We start from the raw sequence: 15,455 nt of genomic DNA on the forward strand, positions 1-15,455 counted from the left end.
CACCTCCTAAGTACAAAGGGCACTAGTCTTCATTTGAAGCACCAGCGCCCTGATTTACTATCCATTTATTTACTTAATGGCTGAAGCGTAATCGCCAAGTCCATTTTTTCATTCATTACATCTTCTGTCCAGCCTTCTAAACATTGATCCAATTCTTTTTGCAATTCTTCATTTCCTTCTTTTACTGCAATACATACGTCTAATGACTGTCCTTCTGGTACTGTAAATCCAGATCCTTCTTCCAGCTTTACATAAGTTACATCTGGGTTTGCAATAATAGCTGACATGGCAGTTGGCTCATCCACAATCCCACAGTCTACTGCACCACTTGCAACTGCCATAACTATCTCAGAAGTTGTTTCAAAATAAGTTTCCTGCTTCACATTAGGAATTTGTGGCACGTATTTTTCCCATGTAGTACCAATTTGTGTCGTTGCCTTGCAGCCATCAAAGTCACTGAGACTTGTTGCTGATGCCAGTTCACTCCCTGCCTTTACTAATAGTACATTGTTTCTGATATAATAAGGACGAGTAAAATCTACTGTCAAATCTCTTTCATCTGTATATCCCATGCCTGCAATAATAGCATCATAATCTCCACTGTTCATGCCCAATATAATACTTGACCAGTCAACCTTATGAATTTCCAATTCCCATCCTAATTTATCTGCTATCATCTTGGCAACCATAACATCATAGCCATAGGCATAATCTCCTGTTCCATAAATAGGTACAGCAGTTTCTTCATTTGATAAATCCTTTGTTGACTGTGTCCAATTGAAAGGGGCATAAGCACATTCCATTCCAACTCGTAATACCTTTTTTTCACTGCTGCTATCTGAAGATTTTTTTTCGGAACATCCTGTAACCATAATACTTACCAATAGTGCCATAAGACATACTATACCATATAATTTTCTTTTCATAATAGCTTCCTCCTTTTGTGTGTAAAAAAATCATTTTGTAACGGTTCGACTACTTAGCTTAAGCTTAATATAAAAAATAAATGAAAAAAGACGCTATCAGCAGCTTCGCCAATAACGTCTTTGTTTCGCATATTGTAATTCATATTTCATTCTTTGTCAACAGAAAATAAGAAAAAATATTTTTTGCCGTATGTTATAACGCACATTATCTATTTATAATTATGTGAAAATGTTAAAAAATCAGTGTTTTATTTTTTATGTTGACAAAATAACGCACAAGTGTTACAGTGTGATCAATTCAATTCACAATACCATCACAAACAAAGAGGTTTTGGCTGATGCCAGACAACTTTGTTATTTTTTTCTAAAAAGGAGGACTCTACCAATGAAATTAAAAGATACTGGATTAAACAAAGAAGAACTAAAAGAACTTTCTGAAAAGTATATTATTGATACTTATGAACGTTTTGATTTTATTGCAGAAACGGCAAAAGATATGGAGCTTTTTGATGAAAGTGGAAATTCTTATTTAGATTTCTATGCTGGAATTGCCGTTAATAGTGCAGGAAATTGTAATGAAAAAGTTGTTGCAGCCGTAAAAGACCAGGTTAGTGATATTATGCATACTTTTAATTATCCCTACACCATCCCACAGGTACTGTTAGCCCGTTTGATTTGTGAAACCATCCAGATGGATAAAATCTTTTTTCAGAATACAGGAACAGAGGCAAACGAAGCTATGATTAAAATGGCACGTAAATATGGTGTGGAAACCTATGGTGCAGACAAATATCATATTGTTACAGCAAAGAAAAGTTTTCATGGCAGAACTTATGGTTCCTTGAGTGCTACAGGACAACCTGATAATGGCTGTCAGATTGGTTATAACCCTATACTCCCTGGCTTTTCTTACGCAGATTTTAATGACCTTTCTTCTTTTAAAGAAGCCTGCACAGAAAACACCATTGGGATTATGATTGAGCCTGTTCAGGGTGAGGGTGGCGTTCATCCTGCAACTATAGAATTTATGACTGGTTTACGAGCCTTCTGTGACGAAAAAGGAATTTTGCTTTTACTTGATGAAGTACAGACTGGCTGGTGCAGAACAGGTGAGATTATGGCATTTATGCATTATAATATTAAGCCTGATATTGTTTCAATGGCAAAGGCAATGGGAGGTGGAATGCCAATTGGTGCCATTTGTGCAACAGAGCAGGTGGCAAAGGCATTTTCTACTGGTTCTCATGGAACAACCTATGGAGGAAACCCTGTATGCTGTGCTGCATCCTATGCTCAGATTACTGAACTTCTCCAACGGAAGCTTGCAGAAAATGCTAAGAATATGGGGGAATATTTTAAAGAACAGCTTACCACTCTGCCTAATGTCAAAGATGTGCGGGGAATGGGTCTGCTAGTAGGTGTAGAACTGGATAATGCTATAGCATTGGATGTTAAACATGCCTGCTTTGATAAAAAGCTTCTTGTTACAGCAATTGGAACGAAAATTATTCGTATGGTACCACCACTAATACTGACAAAAGAGGATTGCGACAAAGCTGTTTCTATATTAAGAGAAGCCATTGAAGAATCCATTAAATAAATCAGCTCTGACAGAATGCCGCAGAGAAGGAGGAATCCTTATGGATATATTAAACCAAAATGTTGCCCTTAATTTGAAAAGAATCCGAAAGGCAAAGAACATGAGCCTGGATGATGTTGCAGAGCAGACTGGAATCAGTAAAAGCATGCTGGGACAGATTGAAAGAGAGCAGTCCAATCCCACCGTAGCTGTTCTTGGAAAAATCGTCAGTGGACTACGTGTTGATTTTATGGATTTACTGAATCCACCACCTCATGAAACGTATATTATAAAAGGAGACGGATTCTCTCCTTCCCGTGAACTGAAGAATCAGTACAAAGTATACAGCTACTTTCCCTATGAAAATGACAGAAATTTTGAAATCTACAAAATTGTAATTTATCCAAGCGGACAATATGAAACGGAAGCTCACGGTGAGCAGACCTTTGAATACCTGATAATAAATGAAGGAGAACTAACACTGAAGGTATCCGATGATGAACTTCACATACTTAAACAGGGCGATGGCATCCGCTTTCGTACAGACCGGCCTCATAGCTATACTAATAATGGGACGGAAGTACTCTCGTTTGACATCGTGTTTACCTGGGACAAAAAAGGAGTCTGACTATGAACGATTTTAATTTTAAAGTACCTCAAGATATTATTTTTGGAAAAGGATGTATTCAAAAATTACCCGAACTGCTGCAAAAAGAAAACGTCAGTAAAGTTCTTGTAATTTCTGGACCACACTTAAACAAAATTGGATCTGTAGATAACATAATGACCTTATTACAAGAACATTCCATTGCTGCCGAAAAATTTATTGACGTTGAAGCTAATCCATCTGTTGAAACGGTAGAAAAAGCTGCTACGCTATATAAGGAATCTGGTTCCGACGCAATTATTGCATTTGGTGGCGGAAGTCCAATGGATGTTGCTAAAGCAGTTGGTGTTATTTCTCAATATGGAGGAACAATAAACGACTATGAAGGTGCTCATCTTGTTCCTGGCAAAATACCAACTATTGTTGCTATCCCTACAACTGCTGGAACAGGAAGTGAAGTTACTGCTTTTTCTGTTATTACCGATCATCAAAGAAATTACAAACTTACTGTTTTTAGTTATGAATTAATTCCTGCCTATGCTTTATTAGATCCAGACCTTATTGTAACTCTCCCTGCTTCGATTGCCGCAGCAACTGGAATGGATGCTTTAGTACATGCGCTGGAATCTTACTTATCAAAGGCTGCCTCTCCCTTTACTGAAGCACTTGCCCTAAAAGCATTAAAAATGATTGGTCAAAACATTCGTGCCTTTGTAGCTGACAGGACTAATGAAACGGCCGCTAGTGAAATGCTGACTGGCAGTATGCTGGCTGGAATTGCCTTTGCATGGTCTCGATTAGGCAATGTCCATGCCATGGCACATCCTGTTAGTGGTTACTTTAATGTTTCTCATGGCGTGGCAAATGCCATTTTGCTTCCTGTAGTTTTAGAATACAATGCATTAGCTGATAGTGGCAAATACAAAGAAATCTATAACTGCATTAAAATCAGCAGAGAACCTGTTCAAGTTTTCAGACCTTCTCTACTTGTTTCAGAAATACGTCAGCTGAATGAAGACTTAGGAATCCCCAAAAATTTATCAGCAGTTGGTGTTACAGCTGACAAAATTCCTGATATGGCAAAGGATGCCATGAAAAGTGGTAATATCCTTGTCAATCCAAGACAAAGCACTTTCGAAGATATCAAACTTCTTTTTCAAAAAGCACTTTAAGCAAAATTTTGCCCCAACTAGATTTCGTTTCTAATTGGGGCATTTTGTTAAAGCTGTTCTCCATTTGTTAGTATTATATTTTTATACCAGTAGGCAGAGCTTTTCGGTGTCCGCTTCTGCGTTTCATAATCTACATGTACTAATCCAAATCGTTCGTTATATCCTTCTGCCCACTCAAAATTATCCATAAATGACCAGTGCATGTATCCCATAATATCCACACCGTCCGCAGCGGCACGTTTCAATTCTTTTAAATACCGATGTAAAAAGTCAATTCTCTGGGGATCCTTTACTTCGCCATTCAAATCCACCCAGTCTGTATTGGATAAACCATTTTCTGTAACCAATAACGGAAGCTGATACTTTTCGTATAAAGCCTTTGGAATATAATACATGCCTTCTGGAGTGATTTCCCAATCGAAAGCTGTATGAGGATGTCCCACTGCATGAGGGATATGAACAAATGGCTTTCCTTCTGAATCATAACCCGCAACTGTTTCGCTCCTGTAGAAATTAAATCCAAAAAAATCAAGGGGCTGTTTCGCAATACTGATATCAAAATTTTCGATTCCAGGCAGCCACTTTTCTGCAATTTTTAATCCATCCTCTGGATATTTGCCATAAAAAATCGGTTCATTCCACCACGGCTCACTAAAAAAGAGGCTGTCCTCCTTGCAGGAAAAGAATTGTTGTTTTGCCAGTTCAATATCTTCTGGCTTGTTTGAAGCTGGCATAATATAGTATAAAACAGGGGCATATCCTACCTTGGTCTGCTTTTTTGAATAGCTGCGAATAGTCTGGACTGCTTTTCCATGAGAAAGCAGCATATTATGAATCACTCTCAGAACATAACTGTTATCCATTTGCAGACCAGGAGCGTGAGCACCAATTTGATATCCTAAACCCGAAAAACATTGTGGTTCATTTAAAGTCATCCAGTTAGTGACTCTGTCTGACAAACGTTCCACTACAACTCTCGTATACTCTTGAAACCAATCTGAACTGTCTGGATTTAAAAATCCTCCCCTTAAAAATAATTCATTTGGGTAATCCCAGTGGAACAATGTAACAAATGGTTCAATCCCTTGTGCAAGAAGTTCATCCACCAGGCGGTCGTAAAAATCCAGTCCTTTCTCATTTATTTTGCCAGTTCCACTTGGTAATACTCTTGGCCAGCTAATAGAAAAACGGTATGCCTGCATAGAAAGTTCCTTCATCAAAGCTACGTCTTCTTTATAACGGTGATAATGATCACAAGCAATATCTCCTGTATGACCTCCCTTTACAAAACCTGGCTTATGGGAGCAGACATCCCAAACGGATAATCCCTTTCCATCTTCCAAATGCGCCCCTTCTATCTGATATGCAGCAGTAGCTGCCCCCCACATAAAATCTTTTTTAAAACTCATAGAATCCTTCCCTTCTTTCAATATTTCTTTTCATCCAGTTTACTAAAAAATTACTCGTATCACAATGTTCAAAATCCTCTTTTGCAATGTAGAAAATTATCTTGTTTTTTAAAATTGTTTGTATTACAATTAGTATGCACAATAATTAGTCTGATTACTAATTAGAAATTATTTCATAAGAGTACGGAGGTATTTATGAAGCATATAATAAGCCCTCTTGATTTGTCTGTTGCAGAACTTTCTGATGTACTAGAATTAGCACAGGAAATCATTAAGGAACCCAAAAAGTATAGTAATGTTTGTAATGGAAAAAAATTGGCAACTTTATTTTATGAACCAAGTACTAGAACCCGATTAAGTTTTGAAGCTGCAATGCTTAATCTTGGGGGTAGTGTTCTTGGTTTTTCTTCTGCCGATTCAAGTTCTGCGGCAAAAGGAGAAAGTGTTGCTGATACAATTCGAGTTATCTCCAGCTATGCAGACATTTGCGCAATGCGTCACCCAAAAGAAGGAGCACCTTATGTTGCCGCTGAGTATTCTACAATACCTGTAATTAATGCTGGTGATGGCGGACACAATCATCCTACCCAGACACTGACTGATTTGCTTACAATTAAAACTTTAAAAGGCAGATTGGAACATTTAACCATTGGATTTTGTGGAGATCTGAAATTTGGTCGAACTGTACATTCACTAATTAATGCCATGGTGCGTTATCCAAATGTGAAATTCGTACTCATATCCCCTTTAGAATTAAGAATACCAGAATACCTTCGTGAAGAGGTATTAATTGAAAATAAAATACCATATAAAGAAGTTCAAAAATTAGAGGAAGTGTTGCCAGAATTGGATCTGTTGTATATGACAAGGGTTCAAAAGGAACGCTTTTTTAATGAGGAAGATTATATTCGTTTAAAGGACAGTTATATTTTAGACATGAAAAAAATGGCATATGCAAAACAGGATATGTTAGTTTTGCATCCTTTACCAAGAGTCAATGAAATTTCTACAGAAGTAGATAATGATCCTCGCGCTGTCTATTTTAAACAGGCAGAATTTGGAGTTTATGTAAGAATGGCATTAATTATGATGCTTTTGGAGGTGCATACAACATGTTAAATATTAGCGGACTAAGCCATGGTATTGTAATCGATCACATTAAAGCTGGTGGTGCAATGGAAATCTATCACTATCTGAATCTGGAAAGATTAGATTGCCCTGTTGCCATTATAAAAAACGCCAAAAGTAACCTAACTGGCAAAAAAGATATTATTAAAATTGAAGGCAGTATTGAAATGGATTTGGATATGTTGGGCGTTTTAGATCATAATATTACAATCAACATTATTGAAGATGGAAAAATCACAAAAAAACGCCACCTTCAACTTCCACAAACAGTAACTAATATTATTAAGTGTAAAAACCCAAGATGTATTACATCGGTTGAACAGGAACTGCCTCATAAGTTTAAATTAACAAATCCTGAAAAGGGAATTTACCGTTGTGCTTACTGTGAGCAAAAATTTAGAGAGAATTAGAGTGTGATTTTTATGGAACAGAATATGATCGAGGGAAGAGCTGCTAAATCCTTATTTCTTTTTGCACTGCCCATGGTTATTGGAAACTTATTTCAACAATTATATAACTTAATTGATTCTATGGTAGTTGGTAATTATGTAGGCGGAGATGCACTGGCAGCAGTTGGTGCCTCCTTCTCCATTACCTTACTTTTTATTGCCATTGCAACTGGTTCAGGAATCGGTTGTTCTGTAGTAATTTCACAATACTTTGGTGCAAAACAGTTCGGAAGAATGAAAACAGCTATCTTTACAGCAATTCTTTCTATTTCTGCTTTAAGTCTTGTACTAATGATATTTGGTCTTGTAATCAGTCAGCCTCTATTAGAACTAATGGGAACGCCAGATAATGTATTAACAGAAGCAGTATTATATTTGAATATATACTTCTGGGGGTTGTTTTTTCTTTTTTTATATAACATCCTAAACTCCATATATAATGCGATGGGTGAATCCCGGCTTCCATTGTTTTTTCTCTTTCTTTCCTCTTTATTAAATATTGGACTGGATTTGTACTTTGTCATATATCTCAAAATGGGAGTTGGAGGGGTTGCATTTGCAACATTGATTTCCCAGGGAATCTCTGCATGCTTTAGTTTTTTCTTTTTAATGCTTCGCTTAAAAAGAATTCCTACAGAAGAAAAATTTGTTTTGTTTGACTTTGCAGCTTTATTCCGTATGAATAAGGTAGCTGTTCCCTCCATTATCCAGCAATCTATTGTATCCTTTGGATTCTTACTTGTGCAATCTATTATTAACCGCTATGGTTCTTCTGTGATGACTGGATACACTGCGGCAACAAAAATTGATTCTATCTGTATTATGCCAATGATCAGTGTTGGAAATGCTGTATCAACCTTTGTGGCTCAGAATATTGGTGCCAGAAAACCGGAACGAATCAAAAAGGGCTATCATGCCGGATTATGGATGATTGCTGGAATCAGTCTGACCATAACCTTTATTATTTTTCTATTTGGAGAACAGTTTATTAATGCATTTTTAAATAAGAAAGAAGCGAATGTTCTTGCTCTTTACACCGGAACAGAATATTTAAAAGTTGTTTCTCTTTTCTATATTGTAATGGGATTCATGAATGTTTCCAACGGCATTTTAAGAGGCTCTGGTGACGTAAATGTATTTATGATATGTACACTTAGCAATTTTAGTACAAGGGTCATTCTTGCTTTTATTTTATCTGGTTTCATAGAAGAAAAGGCAGTTTGGTGGTCTATTCCCATTGGCTGGAGCATTGGTCTTATCATTGCCTATTTACGCTATCGAAGCGGAAGATGGAAGGAAAAAGCTCTAATTTGACAGCATTGAAAAAGCAGTAACGATTTCATTATTTTCTGAAATGGTTACTGCTTTTTTACTTTTAAAGATATACTCTTAAATCCTTCATTAATGATTCTTCTACCTTAACAATAGAATCAACCAATTTTTTCACTTCTTGTTCAGCAGATGCATATTGGTTTAGATATCTGTAAATTGATTTAATTCCCATATTACAGCCATCCATCATAATCTCAGCAACTTCCTGATCCGATTGATTCTGTAGCATCTTCATATTGATTTTCATCCACGACATTGCCTTTGCCACAGGATTAGGCTCCTTATCTTCATCGTCGTAACGTAACAAAAGTTCGTGGGTCTGGTCACCAATTTTCTTATGCTCCTCACAATTTTCCTGCAAAAGCTTTTTGAAATCAGCATTCTGTACATGATCCATCACTTCGTCAAAAGAAGCTACCGCCATCTTTACACCTGCATTGCATTCTTTCAATAATTTTATTGTATCATCATTTGGCATATTTTCACTCCTTCCATTTGCAATTGAGAATACATGGCTCTCAACAGATATCGTTACCTGCTTCCTGAAAAATATGCACAAAGACAATTAAAATAATCCTGTTATAACACCTTCTTCGTTTACGTCAATCCGCTCCGCAGCTGGCTGCTTAGGAAGTCCTGGCATAGTCATAATTGTACCTGTAATGACTACAACAAAACCTGCTCCTGCCGAAACATACACTTCTCGGATATGAATGGTAAAATCCGTTGGTCTTCCCAAAAGTGTTGGATCATCTGATAGCGAATACTGGTTTTTAGCCATACAGACAGGCATATTGCCAAATCCCAGACTTTCAATTTTGCTAATTGCCTGAATTGCCATAGTATCAAAGCTGACTTCTTTTGCTCCATAAATCTCTTTGGAAATTTTCTCAATTTTTTCCTTAATAGATAGCTGATCCTCATAAATTGGCTGAAAACAGCTTTCCTTTGATTCCAATGTGGCAATTACCTTCTGGGCAAGTTCAATTCCACCTTCGCCACCCTTTTCCCAAACTTCAGAAAGTGCAAACTCGCATCCTCTTTCCTCGCAGAATTCTTTCACAAATTCCAGTTCTGCATCTGAGTCAGTTACAAAACGGTTTAATGTTACAACACAAGGTACCCCATATTTCTGTACATTTTCAATGTGCTTTTCAAGGTTAACAATTCCCTTTTTCAGTGCCATTACATTTTCTTCACCTAAATCTGCTTTTAAAACACCACCATTATACTTTAACGCTCTGACAGTCGCAACCAATACTACCGCATCTGGCTTTAGACCTGCCATGCGGCACTTAATGTCAAAAAACTTTTCTGCACCTAAATCGGCACCAAATCCTGCCTCAGTTATTGTATAATCAGCAAGCTTTAAAGCTGTCTTTGTAGCTCGGACACTATTACAGCCGTGAGCAATATTAGCAAATGGTCCTCCATGCACAATCGCTGGTGTATTATCCAATGTCTGAATTAAATTCGGACGGATAGCATCCTTTAGTAAAGCTGCCATTGAACCAACTGCATTAAGTTGTTCTGCTGTAACAGGCATTCCCTCATAATCATACGCAACAATAATACGTCCAAGGCGTTCCTTCAAATCCTGCATATTTTCTGCCAGACATAATATAGCCATAATCTCAGATGCAACCGTAATAATAAAATGATCTTCCCGAACCACTCCGTCTGTTTTCTTACCTAATCCTACCACAATATTACGAAGCACCCGATCATTCATATCCAGACAACGTTTCCAAACTATCTGTCTTGTGTCAATATTCAGAAAATTTCCCTGCTGAATATGATTATCCAGCAAAGCAGCCAGCAGATTATTAGCGGAAGTAATGGCATGAAAATCACCTGTAAAATGCAGATTCAAATCTTCCATTGGTACAACCTGGGCATATCCTCCACCTGCTGCTCCTCCTTTCACACCAAAACAAGGTCCTAGCGAAGGCTCCCGAAGTGCTATCACGGACTTTTTTCCCAGCTTCCCAAATGCCTGCCCTAAACCTACCGTTGTTGTTGTTTTACCTTCTCCTGCTGGTGTAGGATTAATAGCGGTTACTAAAATCAACTTTCCATTTTCTCTTTTTTCAATCTTTTCCCAGAGGGAATCCGCAAATTTCGCTTTATACTTTCCATAAAACTCCAGATCATCTTCCACAATGCCCAAGCATTCTGCAACCTCTTTAATATGTTTCATTTTCGCCTCTTGTGCTATTTGAATGTCCGTTTTCATTATCCGTATCCTCCAAAAAAGATAATATTTTCATTTTCCGTGAAACGTAAAGCTTCCAGTTTCATAAATCTAAAGAGATAATAACATATTGAATAAGAATTTACAAGAATTAGTGCAAATAATTCCAAATATACTCTAAGTATAACGATACAACATCGATGTCTGTACATTGATACAGCATTCGTGAACCGACTACATCTTCTATTTCATTAAAAATCAGTTCTCCGTCTTCTCCCAATATAAAGTCTATACCTACAAAATGGAATTCAAATAGAGCAATTATTTTCTTAACCGTTTCTATTTCACTTTTTGATAGAGAATAACTATCGACCTGTCCCCCTAATGAAAAATTCGATTTAAATCCTTCTTTTGCTGTCCTTAGTACAGCAGCAATAATTTCTTTTCCTATGACGTATACTCTTAAGTCCTGATTTTTTCCTTCTACAAAAGGTTGAAAAACCACATGATCGGACAATAGCTTTTCCACATACTCCTGCTTTTCTTTTTCACTATTTTCACTCTGAAATAAAAAAACCTGGCTCCCACCATGTCCAGATACTGATTTTATTATAGTAGGCAAGGCTATCTGTTTTACCTGCTCACTCATAAATTCATTTCTTACAAATCTGGTAGGCACCATTGGGATATCCGCTTGTGCAACATATTGATAGGTTCTTGCCTTATCATTGCAGATTTCTGCTACCATGGAATTATTGAAAACAGTAATACCTATCAACTCTAACTGTTTGGTAAGCAATGGATAATTCATTCGCATAATAGCAAAATCAGGTGTTCTTATCTTCTTTCCCTGATAGGAAAGAAACCATGTATTTTTATCTATACCAAACGATATATCTTCCACAAATATCAGGAGTATTTTTATGCCTATCCTATTCCCTGCTGCAACATGCATATCAATATACCCTTTGTTCCGAATCGAATCACTTTTTTTGTAAAGCAGCCAGCCTGTCATGTTCTTCTCCCTTTCCCTCCTATAATCTGCACTCCTGATAAATATAATCCATGATAGCATCTGCTGTATTGACACCAGTGCAGTCATATATATTCTTAAAGTGTGCGTTGGAATTTATCTCGCAGATTAGAGGAAGATTATCTTTTCCAAAAAGCAAATCTACGCCGGCAAAATCAACTCCTAACGCCTTACAGCTTCTGATTGCAAGGTTTTTTTCTGTTTCCGATGGCTCATATGGCTTCATTTTTCCTCCATTAGATACATTGGCACGAAAATCTCCCTGTACAGAATACCGATACATGGCTGTAATAACGTTTCCGCCTACTACCTGGAGCCGTACATCTCTTCCCGCACTCTCCTTAATAAATTCCTGAAAAAGCATTGGCTTTACACCTATTTTTTTTACCAGTTCTATAAGCATCTGGTGAGACTCCGCTAAATAAACCTGTTGTCCAAATGATCCAAAGCATTCTTTTACCACAACGGGAAATCCCAACTTGTTTTCTACTTGTTCTAGAAAATCCAAGTTGGAATATCCAATATTTTCATAGGTCATTGGACCAATTATTGTTTTTGGCATTGGCAGCCTATACTTTTCCAGAACAAGATGGGTCATGGCTTTATCATCACAGCAAGCTATTGCCTGTGGTTTATTAAACAGCTTTAATCCTCTGTTTTCCAAAGCATATGCCAATTTTACATCTTTATCCCAAAACAATACAAACTCACAGTCTTTTAGTACCTCTTCCTTGTCTAAATTACCCAAGCAAAATAGCAGCTGGCTATTGGTCACATGTACCAGCTGAATTCCCTTCTTCTTTGCGGCATTCAAAAGCCACTCATAGATTTCACTAAATTTTCCCGAATGTAAAAAACCATTGGTTACAAGCAGACCTTTCACTCTTATCCGTCCTCCCTTGACATTTTCAGCCTTCTATACGGATTCGTCCACATACTGTTCAAATTCTTCCATGGACATGATTACTTTTCTCGGCTTTGTTCCTTCCTCTTCACTGACAACACCAGCCTCATATAACTGATCCATAATCCTGGCAGCCCGGTTAAATCCTATTTTATAAACTCTTTGCAGCATTCCGATCGATGCCTTATCCTTTTCAATTATAAATTTACCCGCTTCTATAAAATAATCATCTCTCTCTATTCCCTGCACCTTTCCATCGGCCTCTATTTTGGTGGTGGTTGCAATTTTCTCTGCAACATCCGAGTCATATACTGGCTGCCCTATGTCTTGCTTTAAAAACTCAACTACTGCGCTGACTTCCTGGTCGGACACAAAAGCCCCTTGGACACGAATTGGTTTGGCATAGCCTGCTGGATAAAAGAGCATATCTCCTTTTCCAAGTAATTTTTCTGCACCTGCACCGTCAATAATTGTCCTGGAATCTACCGCAGAAGAAACAGAAAATGCTATTCTGGAAGGAATATTCGCCTTAATAACACCTGTAATTACGTTAACCGATGGTCGCTGCGTTGCAATCACTAAATGAATTCCTGCTGCTCTGGCAAGCTGGGCAAGGCGGCATATAGCTTCCTCTACTTCACCTGGTGCCACCATCATCAAATCTGCAAGCTCGTCCACAATAATTACAATTTCCGGCATTTTACGAAAACGCTCATCATTTCCATCCTCTACCTGCTTAACCTTGGCGTTATAGCCTTTCAAATCCCTGACACCTAGTTCAGCAAACTTGTTATATCGTTCTGTCATTTCCATTACGCCCCAATTTAATGCTGCTGATGCTTTTTTCGGTTCTGTTACAACTGGAATCAGCAGATGAGGTATTCCATTATATACACTTAATTCTACAACCTTAGGATCTACCATAATCAATTTTACATCCTCTGGATCAGCTTTGTAAAGAATGCTCATAATCAATGTATTAATGCAAACGGATTTTCCTGAGCCCGTTGCACCTGCAATCAAAAGGTGGGGCATTTTCCCGATATCCGTTACTATCGTCTTTCCTGATATGTCCTTTCCAACTGCAAATGCGATGTTGGAACCATGATTTTTAAATTCTTCTGCTTCTATCAGCTCCCGAAGCAGCACTGCTGAATTTTCCTTATTGGGAACTTCAATTCCAATTGCCGCTTTTCCTGGGATTGGTGCTTCAATCCGCACATCTGCCGCTGCAAGATTTAGTTTAATATCATCTGCCAGTCCTGTGATTTTACTAACCTTTACCCCTTGCTCCGGCTGAAGTTCATACCGTGTCACGGTAGGTCCACAGCTCACATTGTTTATCGTAACCTTTACCCCAAAGCTTTCCAAAGTTTTATGGAGCTTCATGGCAGTTTCTTTTAATTCCTGGTCACTGGTTTTATTACGATTTCCTTTGGGAAGAGATAATAAATTCATAGGCGGAAATACATATGGCTTTCGTTCTTCCGTGTTATATATTGGTTCCACCACAGCTTTTTCTTCGTAAACTGTGTTGTTCTCTTCCTTTTTGGTAAGTTTTTCTTCTTCCACAGAAGTTTCCTCTACAGATGGCTCCTCTACTGTCATTTCGATTTCGCCAGTCTCTGGAACCACTCTCTCCCGGTGAATTGGAAATTCAGGAATATTCTCCGTTGAACTAATTTCACAACTTGCGTTGGCAGGATTAAACTTTTCATTTAATATCTTCTCATAAAAAGGTTCCTGTTCCATCTCCATAACTGGTTCTTCCTGTTTTCTTCCCTTTTTATTTTTAATTTCCTTTACAACCTCTGGAACAATTTCCTCCATTCCCACAGGTTCTTCTCTCTCTTTTAAAAGTTTTCCGCCCTTTTTTTCCTTCTCAAATATTTTCTTACGTCCGCAGACTTCATCTTCTTCCTTTGAAATAATAAAGGTTTTGGCTTTTCTCTTAGTTTCAGCAGTATTTTCAGGAACACTGTGAACTTGTTCTGCTTGCTCCTTTCGAATTGTCTGCCTTTCTTTCATTTCCTTCATTTTTTTATAACCGGACTTACTTAAATTAGCAAAAATTAATTTCTCTGTAATCAGCATAACAAGAAATGCACTTATTCCAAGTAAAATTACATAAGCACCTGCCTCATCAAAAAAGTAACATAAGATATTCCGAAACAGTGCTCCTACCGCCCCTCCGCCCTTTTTTGTCTCAGCGGATAATTGAAAGCAGTCAGCCAATTTTCTCGACATATCCTGTGACTGGTACGCCAGTTGACTAATCGTTGTAATAACCACCATAAGAATAACAGAGCTAATAAGCTTCCTTCTTGCCTTCCGGCTGCCTTTATTAGAAATATAAAAAGCTGTTCCGATAAATCCTGCAAAAGGCAGAATATATGCCATAATTCCAAATAGACCAAACAACAGCCCGTTAATTGCATTTCCAACCTTTCCACAAAGATTAAACATGCTTAAAATTACTAATATACAAAAAACCAGAGTGCCTATTAATATCATTTCATCTGTATAGGGCTTTAATCCCTCATCTCCCTGTGCTGCACTCTTCTTTTTACTGGTTTTCATTCCCTTTTTATTTGCCATAGTTATACTTCGTTCCTTTTTGTTTCTCCTATATTCATTTTATTATATCTTTATTTCTTTTTATTTGCAACTGAAACCTTAATTTATCCGAACATTCTTTCGTATTTTCTTATTTTACAGCATA

General features: G+C 37.5%; 13 protein-coding genes. 6 read left to right on the top strand and 7 right to left on the bottom strand.

Annotated elements, in window-relative coordinates; all coding sequences use genetic code 11:
* Positions 1–65: 65 nt before the first annotated feature.
* Entirely contained in the window at positions 66–926 is an 861-nt protein-coding gene (locus BM305_RS11930) for a transporter substrate-binding domain-containing protein (RefSeq protein ID WP_092561109.1), read from the bottom strand.
* 385 nt (positions 927–1,311) lie between these two features.
* On the opposite strand from BM305_RS11930, the gene BM305_RS11935 reads away from it, so the two are divergent.
* Genes BM305_RS11935 through BM305_RS11945 form a run of 3 tightly spaced genes read left to right on the top strand, consistent with a single transcriptional unit; the run spans position 1,312 to position 4,284 of the window.
* Positions 1,312–2,526 carry an aspartate aminotransferase family protein gene (locus BM305_RS11935; protein ID WP_092561111.1) on the top strand — a complete coding sequence of 405 codons (1,215 nt, stop codon included), beginning with the start codon at positions 1,312–1,314 and terminating at the stop codon, positions 2,524–2,526.
* A gap of 40 nt (positions 2,527–2,566) precedes the next feature.
* Positions 2,567–3,133 (top strand): helix-turn-helix domain-containing protein, encoded by a 567-nt coding sequence (locus BM305_RS11940; protein ID WP_092561378.1) that lies wholly within the window; start codon positions 2,567–2,569, stop codon positions 3,131–3,133.
* A gap of 2 nt (positions 3,134–3,135) precedes the next feature.
* Positions 3,136–4,284: an iron-containing alcohol dehydrogenase family protein gene (locus tag BM305_RS11945; RefSeq protein WP_092561113.1), complete on the top strand. Its 1,149-nt coding sequence runs from the start codon at positions 3,136–3,138 to the stop codon at positions 4,282–4,284.
* Between the two features lie 47 nt (positions 4,285–4,331).
* Here BM305_RS11945 and BM305_RS11950 read toward each other — a convergent pair whose 3' ends face one another.
* Positions 4,332–5,693: a GH1 family beta-glucosidase gene (locus BM305_RS11950; RefSeq protein ID WP_092561115.1), complete on the bottom strand. Its 1,362-nt coding sequence runs from the start codon at positions 5,691–5,693 to the stop codon at positions 4,332–4,334.
* A 195-nt stretch (positions 5,694–5,888) separates the two neighbouring features.
* Between BM305_RS11950 and pyrB the strand changes: the two genes are divergently transcribed.
* The 3 genes from pyrB to BM305_RS11965 are packed head-to-tail and all read left to right on the top strand — an operon-like array spanning position 5,889 to position 8,584.
* The gene (gene pyrB / locus BM305_RS11955) at positions 5,889–6,812 is read left to right on the top strand and encodes an aspartate carbamoyltransferase (protein WP_092561117.1); all 924 of its coding nucleotides are present in this window, start codon (positions 5,889–5,891) and stop codon (positions 6,810–6,812) included.
* A complete protein-coding gene (locus BM305_RS11960; RefSeq protein ID WP_092561119.1) occupies positions 6,806–7,231 on the top strand; it encodes an aspartate carbamoyltransferase regulatory subunit in 426 nt (141 codons plus the stop codon). The genes pyrB and BM305_RS11960 overlap by 7 nt, the downstream gene beginning before the upstream one ends.
* A 12-nt stretch (positions 7,232–7,243) precedes the next feature.
* Positions 7,244–8,584, top strand: a complete 1,341-nt coding sequence (locus BM305_RS11965; RefSeq protein WP_092561380.1) for an MATE family efflux transporter — start codon at positions 7,244–7,246, stop codon at positions 8,582–8,584.
* Positions 8,585–8,645: 61 nt separating this feature from the next.
* On the opposite strand, the gene BM305_RS11970 is transcribed toward BM305_RS11965, so the two are convergent.
* From BM305_RS11970 to BM305_RS11990, 5 genes are all read right to left on the bottom strand, one after another.
* Positions 8,646–9,080 (bottom strand): DUF2383 domain-containing protein, encoded by a 435-nt coding sequence (locus BM305_RS11970; RefSeq protein WP_092561121.1) that lies wholly within the window; start codon positions 9,078–9,080, stop codon positions 8,646–8,648.
* Between the two features lie 87 nt (positions 9,081–9,167).
* On the bottom strand, positions 9,168–10,838 hold the full coding sequence (locus BM305_RS11975) for a formate--tetrahydrofolate ligase (RefSeq protein ID WP_092561123.1): 1,671 nt from the start codon (positions 10,836–10,838) through the stop codon (positions 9,168–9,170).
* A 109-nt stretch (positions 10,839–10,947) separates the two neighbouring features.
* Positions 10,948–11,811, bottom strand: a complete 864-nt coding sequence (locus BM305_RS11980) for an ATP-grasp domain-containing protein (protein WP_177214707.1) — start codon at positions 11,809–11,811, stop codon at positions 10,948–10,950.
* A gap of 19 nt (positions 11,812–11,830) precedes the next feature.
* Positions 11,831–12,712: an ATP-grasp domain-containing protein gene (locus BM305_RS11985; RefSeq protein WP_092561127.1), complete on the bottom strand. Its 882-nt coding sequence runs from the start codon at positions 12,710–12,712 to the stop codon at positions 11,831–11,833.
* Positions 12,713–12,745: 33 nt separating this feature from the next.
* Positions 12,746–15,331: an FtsK/SpoIIIE family DNA translocase gene (locus BM305_RS11990; RefSeq protein ID WP_092561129.1), complete on the bottom strand. Its 2,586-nt coding sequence runs from the start codon at positions 15,329–15,331 to the stop codon at positions 12,746–12,748.
* Between the last annotated feature and the right edge of the window lie 124 nt (positions 15,332–15,455).

The organism is Anaeromicropila populeti, from assembly GCF_900112775.1.
Lineage (GTDB): Bacteria > Bacillota > Clostridia > Lachnospirales > Lachnospiraceae > Anaeromicropila_A > Anaeromicropila_A populeti.